The 16,664-nt window shown below is 75.0% G+C and carries 14 protein-coding genes; 3 read left to right on the top strand and 11 right to left on the bottom strand.

Translation table 11 applies throughout. The features are described from left to right. Positions 1-29 precede the first annotated feature (29 nt). From fxsT to OIE75_RS25280, 7 genes are all read right to left on the bottom strand, one after another. Positions 30-2,990, bottom strand: a complete 2,961-nt coding sequence (fxsT, locus tag OIE75_RS25310) for an FxSxx-COOH system tetratricopeptide repeat protein (RefSeq protein ID WP_329472214.1) — start codon at positions 2,988-2,990, stop codon at positions 30-32. Between the two features lie 102 nt (positions 2,991-3,092). Next, positions 3,093-4,310: an FxsB family cyclophane-forming radical SAM/SPASM peptide maturase gene (locus OIE75_RS25305; RefSeq protein WP_393566412.1), complete on the bottom strand. Its 1,218-nt coding sequence runs from the start codon at positions 4,308-4,310 to the stop codon at positions 3,093-3,095. After that, complete coding sequence (locus OIE75_RS25300; protein ID WP_307015085.1) at positions 4,307-4,459, bottom strand: hypothetical protein; 153 nt, start codon at positions 4,457-4,459, stop codon at positions 4,307-4,309. The genes OIE75_RS25305 and OIE75_RS25300 overlap by 4 nt, the downstream gene beginning before the upstream one ends. Next, entirely contained in the window at positions 4,456-7,827 is a 3,372-nt protein-coding gene (locus OIE75_RS25295) for an SAV_2336 N-terminal domain-related protein (RefSeq protein ID WP_329472213.1), read from the bottom strand. The genes OIE75_RS25300 and OIE75_RS25295 overlap by 4 nt, the downstream gene beginning before the upstream one ends. A gap of 3 nt (positions 7,828-7,830) precedes the next feature. Next, on the bottom strand, positions 7,831-8,829 hold the full coding sequence (locus OIE75_RS25290) for an AAA family ATPase (protein WP_307015083.1): 999 nt from the start codon (positions 8,827-8,829) through the stop codon (positions 7,831-7,833). 136 nt (positions 8,830-8,965) lie between these two features. After that, positions 8,966-10,924 (bottom strand): VMAP-C domain-containing protein, encoded by a 1,959-nt coding sequence (locus tag OIE75_RS25285; protein ID WP_329472212.1) that lies wholly within the window; start codon positions 10,922-10,924, stop codon positions 8,966-8,968. Beyond that, a complete protein-coding gene (locus OIE75_RS25280) occupies positions 10,921-11,241 on the bottom strand; it encodes a CU044_2847 family protein (RefSeq protein ID WP_329472211.1) in 321 nt (106 codons plus the stop codon). Before OIE75_RS25280 ends, OIE75_RS25285 begins: the two co-directional genes overlap by 4 nt. Before the next feature lie 197 nt (positions 11,242-11,438). On the opposite strand from OIE75_RS25280, the gene OIE75_RS25275 reads away from it, so the two are divergent. Further along, positions 11,439-11,627 (top strand): DUF6104 family protein, encoded by a 189-nt coding sequence (locus OIE75_RS25275; protein WP_136236161.1) that lies wholly within the window; start codon positions 11,439-11,441, stop codon positions 11,625-11,627. Between the two features lie 163 nt (positions 11,628-11,790). Here OIE75_RS25275 and OIE75_RS25270 read toward each other — a convergent pair whose 3' ends face one another. Further along, entirely contained in the window at positions 11,791-12,600 is an 810-nt protein-coding gene (locus OIE75_RS25270; protein ID WP_329472210.1) for a hypothetical protein, read from the bottom strand. A gap of 137 nt (positions 12,601-12,737) precedes the next feature. Between OIE75_RS25270 and OIE75_RS25265 the strand changes: the two genes are divergently transcribed. Further along, positions 12,738-13,688 (top strand): DUF4097 family beta strand repeat-containing protein, encoded by a 951-nt coding sequence (locus OIE75_RS25265; protein ID WP_329474050.1) that lies wholly within the window; start codon positions 12,738-12,740, stop codon positions 13,686-13,688. A 1-nt stretch (position 13,689) separates the two neighbouring features. Continuing rightward, positions 13,690-14,745, top strand: coding sequence for a PadR family transcriptional regulator (locus OIE75_RS25260; protein WP_329472209.1), 1,056 nt, complete (start codon positions 13,690-13,692; stop codon positions 14,743-14,745). A gap of 59 nt (positions 14,746-14,804) precedes the next feature. Here the strand turns inward: OIE75_RS25260 and OIE75_RS25255 are convergent, their stop codons facing one another. Genes OIE75_RS25255 through OIE75_RS25245 form a run of 3 tightly spaced genes read right to left on the bottom strand, consistent with a single transcriptional unit; the run spans position 14,805 to position 16,608 of the window. After that, the gene (locus OIE75_RS25255; RefSeq protein ID WP_307015077.1) at positions 14,805-15,377 is read right to left on the bottom strand and encodes a Clp protease N-terminal domain-containing protein; all 573 of its coding nucleotides are present in this window, start codon (positions 15,375-15,377) and stop codon (positions 14,805-14,807) included. Next, the gene (locus tag OIE75_RS25250; protein ID WP_122616179.1) at positions 15,377-15,586 is read right to left on the bottom strand and encodes an HTH domain-containing protein; all 210 of its coding nucleotides are present in this window, start codon (positions 15,584-15,586) and stop codon (positions 15,377-15,379) included. Before OIE75_RS25250 ends, OIE75_RS25255 begins: the two co-directional genes overlap by 1 nt. Positions 15,587-15,642: 56 nt before the next feature. Then, a complete protein-coding gene (locus tag OIE75_RS25245) occupies positions 15,643-16,608 on the bottom strand; it encodes a zinc-binding dehydrogenase (RefSeq protein ID WP_122616178.1) in 966 nt (321 codons plus the stop codon). Positions 16,609-16,664: the final 56 nt, after the last annotated feature.

The following is a 16,664-nucleotide window of genomic DNA, read 5'->3' as shown; positions in this document are numbered from 1 at the left end:
CGTTCCGCGGTCGTCCCGCGCACCGTCCGTCAGATGGGCTGGGGTTCGAAGTCCCAGTAGGGGTGGTGCCGTTCCTGGATCTGCCGGACGTGCGGATGGTCCGCGCCGAAGAGAGCGGTGAGCCGGGTGTCCACGTCCCGGCGCAGGGCCTCGGCCTCCTCGCGCTCCCCCAGCGCCGCGAGGTCCAGCGCCAGTCCGGCCCGGAGGCTGACGGTGAGGACGTGGTTCTCGCCCAGGGCGCGGACGGACCGGGCGCAGGCGTCCCGGCCCACGGCGGCCGCGGCGTCCCGCTCCCCGGCGCCGGCGAGCGCGGCCACCTCGTTCTTCGCACAGCCGACGGACCAGGGATGGTCCCGGCCCACCGCCTTCTCCATCCGCGCGGTGCACTGCCGGGAGAGTTCCAGGGCGGCCCGGGTCTCGCCCGAGTCGCGCATGATCACGGCCACGTTGTCCCGGGCCCCCACGGTGTACGGGTGGTCCTCCCCGAGCTGCGCCGCGTAGTGCGTGGCGGTGGCCTCGGCCAGGCCGCGGGCCTCCTCCGTCTCCCCGAGCTGACGCAGCAGCATCGCGTAGTCGCAGGAGACCAGCAGCGACTCGGGGTGCAGGGCGCCGCGCCGGCGCAGCAGCTTCTGCCGCACGCCCCGCATCATGGCGTGGGCGAACTGGAGGTCGCCGACCCGGCGGGAGCACAGGGCGAGGTTGTGTTCGGCGTGCAGGGTCTGGCTGTGGTTGCGGTCGAGGACCTGGCTGTGCAGGCGGGAGTTGTGCCCCTGGATCTCCAGCGCCGCACGGTAGTTGCCGAGCAGCCGCAGCATCCAGGCGGTGCGCAGCGCCGAGTTGAGCGTCAGCGCGTCCTTGCCGCCGAGCAGTTCCACCCGGGCCTCGAAGATCCGGCGGTGCAGGGCGAGGGACTCGGTGTAGTGGCCCTGGAGGCCGAGGGCCATGGCGAGGTTGCTGCGGACGGTGAGGGTGCGCGGGACCTCTTCGCCGCCCAGCTCGACGGCCGCGGTCCCGGCGGCCTCCTCGAACAGGGCACGCGCCTCCGCGTACCGGCCGAGGGCCATGAGCGTGCCGCCCAGCCCGTCCTTGGCGCGGATCAGCTCGATGGGGCGGACGCCGGTCGCGGCCCGCAGCCGGCGGATCGTCTCGCGTCCGGTTGCCTCGGCCTCCGCGTACCGGCCGAGTCTGCGCTGCATGTTGGCGAGCTGGTGGACGGCGACCAGGACGGCCCGGTCGGTGTCGCCCGAGGTCTCGCGCCAGCGTTCCACGGCCCGTCGGCTCAGCCGCCGGCCGTCGTCGTACTCGCCGCGCATCCGCAGGTACTCGATGCAGTTCAGGACGAGGTCCCGGACGTCCTCGTCGGCCGAGTCCAGCGCCCCGGCGGGCTCCAGGTGCGGGATGAGCGCGCCGTAGCGGGTCCAGTTGCCCGGCGCGGAGGAGTCGCGGGGGTCGGCGGAGACCAGGAGCCGGCGGGCGGCCGCGAAGTGGCGTTCGGCGTCCTCGGGTGACTGGACGTACCGGACGTAGCGGTGGAAGAGCCGGTGCATGCGCAGTGTGCCGACGGTCTGGGTGTCGAGGCGCGGGCCCTGTTCGTACTCGATGCGCATCGAGGTGATCTCGGAGAGCTTGCGCAGGGCGGAGTTCCAGCTGCTGGGCTCGGCGACCAGTTCGGCCAGCTCGGGCGGCAGGTCGGTGTGCCGGGCGGTCTGCAGCAGCCGGACCGGGACCACTTCGGGGGAGAAGCAGACCAGCAGGTTGAGCAGGTGCCAGGCGGGTTCGGCGCCCTCGCGCAGGGTGTTGAGGAGCTTGGCCCAGGCGACCTGGAAGCTCTCCGGATAGTCGCGGGAGGGCATGTGGCCGAAGCGGCCCGGGCTGCCGTCGCGGATGTCGCTCACGTACTCGTCCACGGACATGGCGGGGTTCGTGTCGAGCCAGGCGGCCATCTGGTCGAGCAGTAGCGGCGTGTCCTCGACGGCGTCGGCGAGCCGGTCGGCCTGGTCGGTGCTCAGCCGCGCGGTGCGCCGGGCCACGAAGGCGATGCTCTCCCGGCGTTCGAAGACCGGGACCTGGAGGGTCTCCCCCTGCGCCGCCCACTCGGTGCGGTGCGTGGTGACCAGGACGTGTCCGCGTCCCTCGGGCAGCAGGTCGAGCACCTTCTCCGGGTCGCCCGCGCCGTCCAGCACGATCAGCCAGGGGCGGGCGGTGCGGTCGAGTTCCCGGCGTACGGCCTTGATGGTGGCGGCCAGGTCGCCCGCGTCCCGGAGGCCCAGTTCGGGTGCCAGGTCGGCGAACTGCGTGCGGGCCGTGACCCGCTGGGCGGCGGTGATCCACCAGACGATGTCGTACTCGCCCGCGAACCGGTGGGCGTACTCCAGGGCCAGCTGCGTCTTGCCGACGCCGCCGGGGCCGCGCAGCGCGAGTACGGCGCCGTCGTGTCCGGCGCCGGTGAGGGCCTCGTACATCCGCTCCAGGAGTTCGGTGCGGCCGATGAAGCGGCGGTTGCGGCGCGGGACGTGCCACACCTCGGGCGGGTCGTCCGGGAAGCGCGGGCCGCGGCGCAGGTCGACGAGGAGGCCGGGGGCCGGGACGCCGGCGCATTCCAGGACGCGGGCGCGGGCCACCTCGGGCCGCAGGCCGCGCAGTTCGACGGGGGCGAGGGGTACGACCTCCGCGGGCAGCGGCTGCGCGGTGACGCTCACGGCGGCGACGCGGTCGCGGACGTCGGGCAGCACCGCGCGGAGCACCGCGGCCCAGGCCTCGAACCGCTCGGTGCCCAGCCGCTCGTACCAGTCGTCGATGACGAGCAGGATGCGGCCGGGGGCGCCCAGCAGGTCGGTCAGGGCGTCGGCGGTCGGCGGTCGGCGCAGCGGGTTCCAGCGCACCAGGGTGGCGGTCCGGCCGGCGGCGCGGACCTGGTGGTCGATCCACTTGGCCCAGGATTCACTCTGCCCGGCGAAGACCACCGTGACGTGTCCCAGCTCCGTCACCATCTCGCAGTCCCCTCAGCTGAAACCTGGTCACGACTGAGCACAGGTTAGTCAATTGTGCGTCAAAGCGACTTGTTGCGTGCGGAGTTGGGCATGACGTCCCGCTCATGCGCCGGTACGGACGGTGTGTTCCAGCCGGTGTGCGGCGTGCCGGATCAGCCGCTCCAGGTCGGCGCAGTACACGCTGGGGTGGCGGAAGCCGGAGCCGGGCGCGAACCGGTGCACGTAGTTGCCGCCGCCGCACACCCGGACCACCGGGCAGGCGCGGCACTCGGCGGCGAGGGCGCGCTCGCCGAGCTGGCGTGCGGTGACGCCCGGGTGGCGCAGGACCGTGTCGAAGGAGTGCCGGAACACGTCGAGGCCGGTCTCGGCGGCGCCCCGGTAGGCCGACCTGAGCGAGTCGACCTGCTCGATGGTGCCGTCGGTCTCGACGACGACGGCGGCGACCGGCGACAGGCCCACGGCCTCGGCGGCGCCGGGCGAGCCGAGCAGCAGGGCGGCGATCTCCTGGAAGAGCCGGACGCGGGTGCGCGGCCGGCCCCCGTCCCACCAGGCGTCGAAGACGGTGGTGAGCCAGTCGCCGTAGGGCGTGGGGGCGGGGCGGTGCCGGCCGGGTCGGCCGCCGCGCAGGCCGGGCGGCGGCCGGTCCCAGTTGGCGTGCGGAAGGAGGAGGTCGAGGCGGGGCGGGGCGAGTTCGAGCAGCGAGTGGTAGACGTCGAGCGGGTCGGCGGCCAGGTCGACGGTGCACAGGATCCCGGCGTACGCGTCCGGGTGCGCGGCGAGGCGGCGGGCGGTGGCGAGCGCGGCGGGCCAGGCCGGCCGCCCCGCGTGGTCGACCCGGCGCCCGTTGTGGGCGGCACGGCCGCCGTCGAGGCTGAGGCCGACCCGGATGCCGTCCTCGGTGAGCTGTTCCAGGGCGCGCTCGGTGAGGCGGGTGCCGTTGGTCTGCACGGTGGCGGTGACCCGGCAGCCCTCGGGGACGGCGAGGCGGACGGCGCGGGCGTAGGCCCTGACGGGGGCGGGGCCGGTGAGCAGGGGTTCGCCGCCGTGCAGTTCGACCCGGACGTGGTCGAGGCCGTGGGCGCGGACGTGCTCGGCGATGCGGGCGGCGGCCCGGTCCATGGTGCGGGCGTCGGTGCGGGCCGGGCGGTCCCGCCAGCCGCTGTCCTGGCCGCGGTAGAGGTAGCAGTAGGTGCAGTCGAGGTTGCAGCGGCCGTGCACCTTGAGCACGAACTGCCGCAGGGGTGTGGGGACGTGGTCGGTGGCGTCGAGCCCGGTGTGCGGCCAGACGGGGTGGGCGGGCGGCCGGGGCCGGGCCGTCACGGCGCGTCCTCGTAGTGGGCGACGACGGTGGTCTCCCCGTCCCGGACGCGGAGTTCGGCGAGGACCGCGGCGAGCACCGGGTGATCGGTGCGGGCGGGGCGGTGGAGGACGGGCAGGGGTATCTCCGTCTCGTCGGTGGGGTCACTCACGCGTCGGCCGTTCCGGAGGTGAGGCGGGCGATGTCGGTGCGCAGCCGCCCCGCGAGGGTGACGTCCGTGGTCAGGCGGAGGGCCTCGCGGTAGTCGGCGAGGGCGGGGCGGGTGCGGCCGAGGCGTTCCCGGGCGCCGGCCCGGCCTCGCAGCGCCAGGGCGGTGAGGCTGTCGGCGTCCGCCTCGCGGGCGTGTCCGGCACCGCGTGCGTAGTGCTCCACGGCCTCGTCCAGGTGGCCGGCGGTACCCAGCCGGTCGTACAGGTACTCGGCGACGGTGCCGCGCAGGATGAGGCACCGCGCCAGGAACCGCGGCTCCTCGGCGGCACGGACCACCTCACCCAGCAGCCAGTCGGCCTCGTACAGGTCGGAGAGCACGTGCGCCTGTCGGTAGCGCCCGACGTGGGCGGCGGCCAGCAGGTGGCGGCGCGCGGGCAGTTCGGGGTCGTCGGGGTGGGTCTCGTCGACGGCCCGGCGCAGCACGTCGACGGCCCGGTGCGCGTCCTGGGGTGCGTCGTGGCGCTCGCCGCGCCGGTGCAGCGTGGTGCCGTGGTCGGTCAGCACCGCGGGCAGCCGGGGGTCGTCCTCGGGCAGCAGGCGTACGGCCGTGTCCCAGGCGTCCACGGCCCGGTCCAGCAGGGCGGGGTCACCGGTGCGTTCGTAGCGGTCCCGGTGGACGCGGGCGGTGCGGGTGTGGCACTCGAATTGCAAGTCCGCGTCGTCCCTGGCGGCCTCGGTGGCCCGCTTCAGGACCTCGATCAGCCGGCGGTGGTCGCCGCCGTCCTCACTCGTGATCCGGGAGAGGCCCATCGCGGACGCCAGGTCCAGCCAGGCCCGGCAGCGCTCGGCGTCCGGGAGGAAGTCCTCTCCGGCATGCGCGACCTTGAGGTTCTGGGGGGCCACCCCGTCATAGAGGTCATCGATGGCCGAGGCGGCCGCGGCCCGCGCGAGGTCCAACTGGACGACCGGGGCGGGGACCGGCCCCTGGCCGGCGAACTGGCGCGCCAGATCGAGCCAGAGGCGGCCCCGCTCCACGCGGGTGGCGTGGGAGGCGGACACGGTGACCGCCGTGGTGGCCGCGTCGAGGGCTCGGTACAGGTGGGCGCGGTACCACTCCTGCGGTCCGACGCCGTCCCGATAGGGGCCGTCCGGCCCATGCCGACCCGCACCCGCCAGCGCGACGAGGCGGCGCAGGTTCATCAATGCCCGGGCGCTCGCGTGTCGCCGGTCCGCGTCCTCACCGGGCGTGTCCAGCACGGCTTGGAAGTCCTGGTCGGCGAGGAGGAACAGGACCGCCCGGGCGAACTCCGCCGGGTCCTGGCCGTCGTGCGCGGCCGCGACGGCCCAGTCCCGCAGATCGTCGCCGACCCCCGGGAAGCCGATGCCCTCCTCGCGTACCGCGACGGCCTGGTCCCAGAGGAGCGTGCCCCGCACGAACCTCCCGCGCCCGGTGAGCCCCGGCAGGTCGGCCAGCGCCTCCCAGGCCTCCCGCAGGTCCTCGCCGTCGGCGCCCGCCTGCCACCGGCGCAGCAGCGACAGCGCCAGTTCCTCCGCGGCCTCCACGCGCCGCTCCCCCGGGCCCGCGGCGGCGAGCGCCCGGCGCAGGTGGCCGACCGCGTCGTCCAGGGCGCGGGTCAGCCCCTCCGCCTCGAAGCGGGCCTGCGCCTCGCGCCCCCGCTCCAGCAGCTCCGGCACGCTCAGCTCGGGGCCCGCGGCCGGTCGCGGCATCCGCGCCCCGAGGTCGCGCAGCACCTCCGCCGAGACCTCGGCGAAGGCGCGCAGCCCGGCGGGCTCGTCCGGGCCGGGGTCGGTGACGGGCGCCAGCCCCTCCCCGGGGGTGACGGTGCCGCGCAGGTACGCCCCGGCCAGGGCCGGGAAGTTGCGCACGCTGCGGCCGAAGCGGCGCTCCACGTACTCGGAGCAGTGCTTGAACAGCAGCTCCACGTCCTCGACGGTCAGCCGCGTCCGCAGCTCGGTGGCGACGCCCGGCAGGAAGGCGTACCGCACCGCCTTCGGGTCGTCGGCGTCCGGGCGGCGGCGCAGCAGCCCGCCGAGCAGCACCTCGGAGAGCACGTCGGGGCCGCTCCCGGCGAGCATCGCGTGCTGGACCAGCTGCATGACCGGCAGGTAGAGCGGCACCGCCGACAGGTACACGGCGAGGCGGCGGGCCTCCGGGGAGGCGGGGCGCCAGAACGCCCGGACCCGGTCGGCCCCGCCCAGTTCCTCGGCGGCGCGCACCGGAGCGGCGGAGGCGGAGTGGTCGGCGCGCACCCAGCCCGCGGCGGCGGCCAGGGACTGCCCGGTGGCGCCGGACACCAGCCGCGCCCAGCCCTCCACCGAGGGCCGGCGCAGCGCCAGTACGGGCACCGGCAGGGCGCCCCGCTCGGGTCCGCCCCGGTCGGGGCGGAACTCCAGCGCCCCGGCCGGGCCCTCGCGCCGGTGCAGCAGTCCGCGGCGGGCCGGGAGGTGGGTGCGGACCCACATCCGCTGCGGCAGCGGCTGGACGACGGCGACGGGCGCGGTCGCCGCCCAGCGGTGCAGCAGGCGCTGCATGCGGCCGCTGCGCCACATGGGTCCGGCGCAGTCGCTGAGCACCAGGGTCACGCGGCGTCCCGTCGGGTCGCTGAGCTGCTCGGGCGCGTGCAGCGGGCCGCCGGTCCCCGGCCGGGAGGAGCAGCCGGGCAGGCCGCCCGGTCCTTCGTGCAGGTACTGCACGGCGAGCTCCCGGAACGCGCCGGCGCGGGCGCAGACCTGGCGCAGTTCGTCGAGGGCCTGCTGCCAGACGACGGTGGAGGTCGAGACGTCCATCAGGAGCAGCAGGCGCGCCTCGCGGCGCCGGTCGGTGCGCAGGACGGGCAGGACGAGCCCGGACTCGGCGGCCCGTTCGGCGGTGGCCCGCTCGTCCAGGGTGCGCGGGACCGGGCGGACGGGGGCGCGGTAACGCTGGAGGGGCCGCAGGCCGCGCTGGAGGGCGAGGGGTTCGGGCAGGGCGGGCGCGGCCGGGACCCGTACGGGTGCCAGGGCGCCGCCGGTGCCGCCCTCGCCGGTGCCGGGGCCGTCCCCGCCGCCGGGGGCGAACAGCCAGGCGCTGTCGGGGGGCGTGGTCCCGCCCTGCGCGGCGGGCGGGACGGGGGCCGGTGGCGGGGCCGCGGCGCCCGGTCCGCCGGGCGGGTCACCGGCGCGGCGGCCCGCGACGGGGGCGCCGGGCGCCTGCGGACGGGCGGGGCCGGGCAGCCAGCGGGCCAGCCACAGGGCGTCCGCCAGTTCCTCGACGCCCGGCCCGATCCCCGCGTCCCGCATGCGCGCGACCAGCGCGGCGAGCACCGGTGCCGCGCCGTCGGCCGGGGGCGGGGGTTCCTGGGCGGCCATCGGCTACCGCAGCCCGCGGTCCAGGGGCTGCATCAGCAGATCCGAGATCTCCTCCCGCCGGTGCACGGCGTCGCGGGCGGCGTACTGGGCGAGGAAGATCGCGTTGAGCAGTTGGTCGGTGGGGCGCAGCGCCCCGTCCGTCTCGGCGCGGGTGAACTGGTCCACGATGTCGCGGTTGTCGTCGTACGCGCCCTGGCCGAAATGGGCCTGCACCAGGGCGGCGAGGCGCTCGTCGCGCGGGGCCCTGAGGTCGAGCGGGATGCAGCGGCGCAGCAGCGGGGCGGGGAACTCGCGCTCACGGTTGCTCGTCATGACGACGAACGGGAAGGCCCGGCACCCCACCTGACCGCCGGTCACCGCGACCCGCCCGCCGTCGGCGGTGAGGACCTCGACGACCGGGGTCCGGTCGGCGATCCGCTCCAGCTCGGGGATGGCGAACGCGCCTTCCTCCAGCACGTTCAGCAGGTCGTTGGGCAGGTCGATGTCGCTCTTGTCCAGCTCGTCGATGAGCAGCACCCGGGGCCGGTCGGCGGCGAGCAGGGCGGTGCCGAGCGGCCCGAGCTTGATGTACCGGCCGATGTCCGGGGAGCGGGGGCCGTCCGGGAGCTGGGCGTCCTGGAGGCGGCCGATGGCGTCGTACGTGTAGAGGCCGTCGCGCAGTTCGCTGCGGCTGACGACCGGCCACTCCAGGACCCGGCCGAGGCCGAGTTCGTACGCGATGGAGTGGGCCAGGGTGGACTTGCCGACGCCCGGTTCGCCGGTGACGAGGAGGGGGCGGCGCAGGTACAGGGCGGCGTTGACCAGTTCGAGGGTGCCGGGGTCCTGGATGGGCAGCGGGACGGTGCGCGCGCCGAGGCGGCGCCGGGTGGAGGAGCCGAGGTCCGGTACGTCGTAGTCCACGGCCGGGGTGTCGAAGGCCCGCCACGGAGGCGGGCCGGGCAGCTGCCCGATCCGCTCCGGGTCCGGTCGCCCGGTGCCCCGGTAGATGAACCACTCGCTCATTCGGTGCTCCTCGTCGACGGTCGGTGGTGGTCCACGGCCTGGCCGACGAGGGCGTCGCGCACCCACAACGGGCCCCTGTGAATGTACCCGCGGCGTCTCCCTGGAACGACCGTTTCCGGCCAGTTCACCCCCTCCCTCACAGCGGGGCGTCCAGGGTGCCGCCCTCCTCCGAGGGCAGGGGCCGGCGCGGATCGTCGTACAGGAGCGCGACCGGTTCGGCCCAGGCCCGGTCGGCCCGCAGCTCGCTGACGTCCTGACGCACGTGGCGTATCAGGTCCGGCAGTTCGGCGAGGGAGCCGAGGGTCCCGAGGAGCTCCTCCGCCCGGGCGTACAGGGTGTCGCACGAGGCGGGGCAGGCTCCCGAGGAGTGGCCGTCGACGTGCCAGAGCGCGACGCCGTGGCCGCCCTCCAGGGCGAGCCTCATCGCGGTGCGCCCGGGGCCGCGTCCGGCCGGCCGGCACATGACCGGGATGCGGTCGAAGGCGGCGTCGCGGTAGCCGTGTACGCCGGGGAAGTCGCCCTGTGCCGCGGTGCGCCAGCCGCTGAAGCCCTGCTGGGCGGCCATGGCCTGCCAGCGCTCGGACCAGAGTTTGTCCGGATCTCCCCGGCGCTCGAGGGCGCGCAGGACCACCCGGCGGCGCGCCCCCAGATGTCCGGCGTCGTTCAGTTCGGCGATGTCGTCGAAGCGCCAGCGGTGCACCGCGGTGTCGAAGTACTCGCCCGGCAGCGCGACTTCGAGCGGCACCGGCCGGCCCTCCTGGTCCTTGGCCCGCAGCAGCGCGCCCAGCGGTCCGCGCATGGCCTGGACCAGGGCCGCGGGGTCGTGCCCGTGCACGGAGCCGTCGGCCTCGTGGAGTTCGGGCTCGCCGTGTCCGTCGTCGTACCAGATCTGCCAGAAGAAGCGGGCGGGCCGCGCGCCGATGACGGGGTCGAGCAGGACCGCGACGGTGCCGCCCTCGCCCGGCCCCGGATAGGGGATCACGATGCGTTCCGGCCCGCCGTCGGGCGCGGGGTGCAGGGCCTCGGGGAGGCGCGCGTCGCGGACGAAGTCGTGCATGGCCCGGCGTGGTTCCCGGCGCAGGCGCACGCCGATCCAGTGGCCGAGGGCGGTGGCTTCGCCGCCCCGGGAGGCCGTGTACAGCTCGACGTAGCGCAGATAGCGCAGGAACGTCAGCGCCTCCAGCGGGCGCGCGCCCTCGTAGAGCAGTCCCGCGCCGTCCCGCCAGGTGAGCAGCGCGGGGGTGCCGCCCGGCCACTGGTTGTGGCTGCGCGCCTTCTTCGCGAGGAGTTCGACGGTGGGCGCGTCCGGCGGCGGGGGCAGTTCGGCCAGCAGGCGCAGGGCCTCGCGGCGGTCGGCGGGGGTCCACTGCTCGCCGCCGCCGGACGGCGGGCCGCCCTGGAGGTCGATCCAGTTGTCACCGGCCGGGGACTGCGGCTCGCCGCCGTGCCAGCGGTCGTGGGCGGCCATGACGGTGCGGTACGTCCGTCCGAAGCGGCGCAGCGCGGAGATCGCGACGGCCTTGCCGCCGTCCTGCTGTTTGCGCCGCGACTTGATCAGCCCGACGACGGCGCCGGTCTCCGGGTCGAGGAGCGGGCCGCCCGAGACGCCGGACGGGAAGTCGATGTCCGGTTTGATGATCAGTCCGTGCCGGTCCTCGTGGCCGTTGACCTCGGCGTCGACGATCCGGAAGTGGGTCTCGGGCGGGCCGGGGTAGTAGCCGCACACCTTGAGGACGCCGGAGTGGCGCACCGCGCGGTCGCCGAGCCACACGCACTCGTGGTGCTGCTCCTCGGGCTCCCCCGCCACCCGCACCAGGGCCAGGTCCTCCTCCAGCGGTACGGGGGTGCGGCGCGGGTCGGTGAGCAGCCACTGCTCCAGCCGGGCCTCGGCGTCGACGCCGTCGCCGCGCACCCGGAAGACGGTGCCAGTGTCCTGCGCGAGATGCGGGCGCAGCACGTGGGCGGCGGTGAGCACCCAGCCGGGCGCGACGAAGAAGCCGCTCCCCCACAGCGGCGTGTCGGCGCCCCGTGCGGGCAGCAGGTGGACGGTGGCGGCGCGGGCGAGTTCGTAGAGGCGGTCGTTCCCCTCGCTCATGCCCGGTCGAACTGCCAGGTCAGCGTGATCTCAAGCGACACCTTGGCCTCGCCCCGGGCGAGCACCGCGACGGCCACCCCCTCCTTGGCGGTCAGCTCCACGCCGAAGGTGATGGCGGCCTCGCTGGGTCCGGCCTCGCGGGCCGCGTCCAGCACCGAGGAGCCGACCCCGGTGATCAGCTCCTGGAGCTGCTCGACCTTGGCGACGGCCTTCTCTGCGAAGCCGACGTCCTCCTGGTCTTCGTACCCGTCCGCCTCGCTGATGCGGGCGGTGATCACCGTGCCGTCCGGCAGTTCCACGTCCTGGATGCGGCTCATCTCGCTCCCCCGTCGAGTCCGCCGCTCCCCAACCGCGCGCGGACACCCGCCACTTGACCCCGAGGCTAATACCCAGTCCGGCCCCACGCGACCCCCGCCGCCACACCGGGAGGGCGGGCCCGGCCGCACGGTCTACGCTGGAAGGACACGCCGTGGGCACGCCCGTGGGCACGCCCCACCCGCATCAGGAGCATGAGTTGTACTTCACCGACCGAGGCATCGAGGAACTGGAGAAGCGGCGCGGCGAGGAGGAGGTCACCTTCGAGTGGCTGGCCGAGCAGCTGCGGACCTTCGTCGACCTGAACCCGGACTTCGAGGTACCGGTGGAGCGCCTGGCGACGTGGCTGGCCCGGCTGGACGACGAGGACGAGGACGAGGACGAGTAGTCCCGGCAGCACCAGTAGGACTCGTCGGGCGCGACTCAGTCAGGACTCATCAGTCCTGATTCATGAGTCAGGACTCGGTCAGGACCCATCGGTCAGGACCCATCAGTCAGGACTCATCAGTGCCGGTCACCGGTCGCACGGACGGGAGCACCGGTCGTCGGCGTCAGGCGCGCCGCGACGACGCGTACGCCGCCCCCAGCGCCCCGTGGGCGGTCAGCAGCAGCCCCGCCGCGGTCCAGCCGCCGCTGCGGTGCCGCACTCCCCAGGCGCTGAGGGGCAGACCGGCCGCCATCTGGGCGAGCGCGAGGACCCGGGCGCCGGGGCCGCCGACCCGGGGCAGCCAGGGGGCGAGGGGGCTCTCGTCGGCGGGCGGGCGACGCGCGGCGGCCGCTGTCCGGCGGGCGTCGGGGAGGGTGCGGGCGGCCGCGCCGAGACGGCCGGCCGGCGTGCCGGGGGCGAGGCCCGCGGGGAGGGCGACTCCCGCGCGCGTGAGGACGGCGAGCAGTCCGCCCAGCCTGGCGCGCGCGTCGGCATCGGGGTCGGGCTTCGTCAGCCGCTCCAGGGACTCGAGGTCCAGGACCGGGTCCAGGCCGAGGCGGGCGGCGAAGGTGCGCATCGCCTCGCCCTCGGCGACGGGCGTGCCGTCGGTCAGCCACACGTAGCCGACCGGGCGGTGGAATCCGGACGCCAGGGTGTAACCGGCCCGGTCCGCGTCCCACCACAGGGCGAGCACGGGCCAGGGGGCGCCGACGGCGAGCGCCGCGGCCCAGCCCGTGACCACGCGGTCGACCGGTTCGCCGCCGTACCGCCAGGGCCCGCCCTCGGGGACCAGCACGCTCCACTCCCCGCCCGCCCCGGCCAGGGGCATGCGCTCGCCGAGCAGCGGGGCGACGGCGGCGACGGAGTCCGGCTCGGCGCGGCACAGCAGCAGGGCGCCGGCCGCGGGCCCTCTCCCGGACTCTTCCGTTGACATGATCACAAGGTAGGGCAATTCATCCCACTCGGCCGATCGTTGATCGTCAGAACGGGTGTCTTGACTTTCCGTGTCCGCGATATATCGTGAATTTCGGAGGACGCGATATGGCGCGTTCGGTCGAGGAGGTCTGCACCATGTCCGAGTGGTCCGTCGCGGAGCCCAGGAAACTCACCTTCGACGAGTCCGTGAGCCGCCTGCACGTACGCATCGTCAACGGAACGGTGAACGTCGTGGGCACGGACGAGGGTTCCGCCCGCCTGGAGGTCTCCGAGATCGAGGGACCACCCCTGATCGTCACCCATGAGGACGGCGCGCTCACCGTGGCCTACGAGGACCTGCCCTGGAAGGGCTTCCTCAAGTGGCTCGACCGCAAGGGCTGGCGCCGCAGCGCGGTGGTCTCCCTGGCGGTGCCGACCGGCACCCGCGTGGAGGTGGGCGCGGTCAGCGCCGCGGCCGTCGTCTCCGGGCTCGACGGGCACGCCGAGGTGAGGGGCGTCTCCGGCGACACCACCCTGGTGAGCCTCGCGGGCCCGGTCCGCGCGGACACCGTCTCGGGGAACGTGGAGGCCCAGGCCCTCACCGGAGACCTGCGCTTCAACTCCGTCTCCGGCGACCTGACGGTCGTGGAGGCGGGTTCCTCCGTGCGGGCGGACTCGGTGAGCGGATCGATGATCGTCGACCTGGACCCGGCCGGCGGACCCACCGACATCAGCCTGACCAGCGTCTCGGGCGAGATCGCCATCCGGCTGCCCCAGCCCGCCGACGCCCAGGTGGAGGCCAACACAGCCAGCGGCGCGGTCTCCAGCGCCTTCGAGGACCTCCGGGTGGGCGGCCAGTGGGGTGCCAAGCGGATCACCGGGCGGCTCGGCGCGGGCAACGGACGGCTGAAGGCCACCACGATCTCCGGCTCGATCGCCCTGCTGCGGCGGCCGGCCGCGGCGGACACTCCGTGGGAGCGGGAGCCACGGGACACCGGCCCGGCGCACGACGCGCCGGGCGCCTCGGGGGACAATTCCGCTGCCGTCCGGGACCACGGCGACACCGCCGCCCCGTCGGACGGCACGACCGACAAGAAGGTGCTCTGACATGCCCCCCGTCTTCGCCCACGGCCGACTGCGCCTCTATCTCCTCAAGCTCCTGGACGAGGCCCCGCGCCACGGCTACGAGGTGATCCGGCTCCTCGAAGAGCGCTTCCAGGGCCTCTACGCCCCGTCGGCGGGCACGGTGTACCCGCGCCTGGCCAAGCTGGAGGCCGAGGGACTGGTCACCCACACCACCGAGGGCGGACGCAAGGTGTACGCCATCACGGACGCCGGCCGCGCCGAGCTGGCCGAGCGCAGCGGCGAGCTGGCCGATCTGGAGCTGGAGATCCGGGAGTCGGTCGCCGAGCTGGCCGCCGAGATCCGGGCCGACGTGCGCGGCGCGGCGGGAGACCTGCGCCGGGAGACGCGGGCCGCGGCCAACGCGGCGCGCCAGGGCGCCGGATCGGGGACGCAGGACGAGTCGGACGCGGCCGGGGGCGTCGACGACAAGGAGGCCTGGCGGGCCGCCAAGGAGGAGATGCGCCGGGTCAAGCAGGAGTGGAAGGAGCAGGCCCGCCGCGCCAAGGACGAGAGCAGGCGCGCCCGCGACGAGGCCCAGCGGGCCCGGCGTCAGGCCAAGGAGGCCCAGGAGCGGGCCCGGACCCAGGCGCAGGAGGAGGTGCAGCGCATCGCCCAGCGGGTCCAGGAGCAGGTGCAGGACCACTTCTCGCGGGGCGACTGGCCCACGGGACTGCGCGAGGGGCTGAGCGAACTGGCGAAGGAGGTCGGCGACTTCGGCAAGGACTTCGGGAAGGAGTTCGGCAAGGACTGGGGCTTCGGCCGCACCGACGCGGGCTCCACCACCCCCCGGCCCGAGTACTCCGCCACCCCCGAGGACTTCCCCGCCGGCTACGCCCCGGCCTGGGCCAACGAGGACACCGCGGACTCCACCGGGGACCCGGCCCGTGACCTGGACCGGCTGCTCGACCGCTTCCGGGACGACATCCGTGACGCCGCCCGGGACCGGGGCGTCACCCCCGACCAGCTCCGTGACGCCCGTCGTCAGTTGTCGGCGGCGGCGGCGCACATCGGGGCGATTCTGCGGACGCCGAAGGCCTGACCTCCGGGACCCGGCCCCCGGCACCCGGCCGGGGGGGCGTCGGACGCGGGGCGTCGGGCTCAGGCCGCGCCCGCGCCCTCCCCGGAGCCGTCGCCCAGCACCCTGGTCAGCGACGCGTGGGTCACCCCGTGGTCGGCGAGCACCTCCGCGGGCACGCCGGGGCGGATCGTCAGCGCGAGGAGGAGGTGCTCGTCCCCGATGCGCCGGTCGTGCCGGGCGACGGCGACCCGCAGCGCCTTCTCCAGGACCTCCTTGGCGCCCCGGTCGAAGCCGCGGTGCCCGGACCACCGGCGTCCGCCCTTCCGCTCGCCGGACATGACCCCGACACCGTGCACCTCCTCCACCCGGGCGACGACCTCGGAGACGTCGATCCCCAGTCCGGCGAGGGCGTCGGTCTCGGCCTGCGTCAGACCGGCCCGGCGCCGCGCCTCCGCCAGCGCCCGCCGCACCGAGTCCCGGCGCTCGCCGCCGGCCCCGAGCGCCGTCAGCGCGAAGGAGGCCCGGCTGCCCTCCCGGTCCAGCAGGGCGAGCAGCAGGTGTCCGGTGTCGACGGTCCGCGCATCCGCGGCCTCGGCGTGCTCGACGGCCCCCTGCACGACCGCTCGGGCGTCCTTCGTGAATCGCTCGAACATCAATGCCTCCCGTACTTCTTGTGCACGGCCTGCCTGCTGACCCCCAGCTCCGTGGCGATCTCCTGCCACGACCAACCCTGATGGCGCGCGCTGCGCACCTGCACCGACTCCAGCTGCTCCAGCAGCCTCCGCAGTGCGGCGACGGCCCGCAGCCCGACCCTGGGGTCGCGGTCACCCGCACGCGTGGCGAGATCCGTTGCTTCGCTCATGCATGTCAACGTAGATTGACATCCGCTCGACGTCAACCCCAGTTGACATCGCGGGGTCAGGAGCCGCTGAGCACGATCTTGCCGAACAGCTCCCCGGAGGCCATCCGCTCGAACCCCTCACGGGCCCGGTCCAGCGGGAGCACATCGTCGATGACGGGACGTACACCGGTGGCGGCGCAGAAGGAGAGCAGGTCCTCCAGTTCGTCCTTGGTGCCCATCGTGGAACCGACGACCCGCAGCTCCAGGAAGAAGATCCGGGTCAGCTCCGCGTGGGAGGGCCGGTCGCCGCTGGTGGCGCCGGAGATGACCAGCGTCCCGCCCGGCCGCAGCGACTTCACCGAGTGCGACCAGGTTGCGGCGCCCACGGTCTCGATGACGGCGTCCACCCGCTGCGGCAGCCGCGCACCCGGCTCCACGGCCTCCACCGCGCCCAGCTCCAGGGCCCGCTTCCGCTTCGCCTCGTCCCGGCTGGTGGCGAAGACCCGCAGCCCCGCGGCCCTGCCGAGCACGATCGCGGCCGTGGCCACCCCGCCGCCGGCACCCTGCACCAGCACGGAGTCGCCGGGACGCACCCCGGCGTTGGTGAACAGCATCCGGTACGCCGTCAGCCAGGCGGTGGGCAGACAGGCGGCCTCCGCGAAGGACAGTTCCTTCGGCTTGGGCAGGATGTTCCAGGTGGGCACGGCGACCTGCTCGGCGAACGTCCCCTGGTAGCGCTCGGTGAGGATGGAGCGCGGCTCCCGGGGGCCGACCCCGTGGCCGGTCTGGCCGATCACCGAGTGCAGGACGACCTCGTTGCCGTCCGCGTCGACACCGGCGGCGTCGCAGCCCAGGATCATCGGCAGCCGGTCCTCCGGGAGGCCGACGCCGCGCAGGGACCAGAGGTCGTGATGGTTGAGGGAGGCGGCCCTGACATCGACGACACTCCAGCCGGGCCGGGCCTCGGGAGCCGGACGCTCCCCCAACTCCAGGCCGGTCAGCGGCTCGTCGCGGTCGATTCGGGCGGCGTAGGCAGCGAACATGGCCCTGACGATAGGGTTCCCCACCCGCCGACCGGAACCGCGACGCCCTGTGACAC

It is taken from the genome of Streptomyces sp. NBC_01723 (genome assembly GCF_036246005.1).
Classification (GTDB): Bacteria; Actinomycetota; Actinomycetes; order Streptomycetales; family Streptomycetaceae; genus Streptomyces.
This window is presented reverse-complemented; position numbering and strand designations above follow the sequence as displayed.

Bases quoted from the DNA above. Each gene is read 5' to 3' on its own strand.
- OIE75_RS25250 (WP_122616179.1), bottom strand. From the start codon at position 15,586: ATGAGCGAAGCAACGGATCTCGCCACGCGTGCGGGTGACCGCGACCCC.
- OIE75_RS25255 (WP_307015077.1), bottom strand. From the start codon at position 15,377: ATGTTCGAGCGATTCACGAAGGACGCCCGAGCGGTCGTGCAGGGGGCC.
- OIE75_RS25270 (WP_329472210.1), bottom strand. From the start codon at position 12,600: ATGTCAACGGAAGAGTCCGGGAGAGGGCCCGCGGCCGGCGCCCTGCTG.
- OIE75_RS25295 (WP_329472213.1), bottom strand. From the start codon at position 7,827: ATGGCCGCCCAGGAACCCCCGCCCCCGGCCGACGGCGCGGCACCGGTG.
- OIE75_RS25290 (WP_307015083.1), bottom strand. From the start codon at position 8,829: ATGAGCGAGTGGTTCATCTACCGGGGCACCGGGCGACCGGACCCGGAG.
- OIE75_RS25285 (WP_329472212.1), bottom strand. From the start codon at position 10,924: ATGAGCGAGGGGAACGACCGCCTCTACGAACTCGCCCGCGCCGCCACC.
- OIE75_RS25260 (WP_329472209.1), top strand. From the start codon at position 13,690: ATGCCCCCCGTCTTCGCCCACGGCCGACTGCGCCTCTATCTCCTCAAG.
- OIE75_RS25280 (WP_329472211.1), bottom strand. From the start codon at position 11,241: ATGAGCCGCATCCAGGACGTGGAACTGCCGGACGGCACGGTGATCACC.
- OIE75_RS25265 (WP_329474050.1), top strand. From the start codon at position 12,738: ATGTCCGAGTGGTCCGTCGCGGAGCCCAGGAAACTCACCTTCGACGAG.
- OIE75_RS25245 (WP_122616178.1), bottom strand. From the start codon at position 16,608: ATGTTCGCTGCCTACGCCGCCCGAATCGACCGCGACGAGCCGCTGACC.
- fxsT (WP_329472214.1), bottom strand. From the start codon at position 2,990: ATGGTGACGGAGCTGGGACACGTCACGGTGGTCTTCGCCGGGCAGAGT.